Annotated in this window: 1 protein-coding gene; it reads left to right on the top strand. The window is 43.7% G+C overall.

Translation table 11 applies throughout. The features are described 5' to 3' along the window. Positions 1-3 precede the first annotated feature (3 nt). A partial coding sequence (locus SB679_RS26500; RefSeq protein WP_410705432.1) for a hypothetical protein occupies positions 4-231 on the top strand: 228 nt, incomplete at its 3' end.

The following is a 231-nucleotide window of genomic DNA, read 5'->3' as shown; positions in this document are numbered from 1 at the left end:
GTCATGGTCCCGCATTCAAGCTTGATCAATTATTGCCAAGCGATGATAAAGAAAGCGGACATTACGTCTAATGATGAGACAGCCTTACTGTCGTCGTACGCATTTGACTTGGGATATACCGCAGTGTATACCGCCTTAATCAGCGGCATCACCCTGCATATTTTGTCAGAAGACATGTATAGAGATCCTGATCAGCTGGTTGAATACGCCAAAACATGTACGTATCTCAAA

The organism is Chryseobacterium sp. SIMBA_029 (assembly GCF_046535275.1).
Lineage (GTDB): Bacteria > Bacteroidota > Bacteroidia > Flavobacteriales > Weeksellaceae > Chryseobacterium.
The sequence above is the reverse complement of the archived record's forward strand: the minus strand, read 5'-3'. Positions and strand labels throughout refer to the sequence as shown.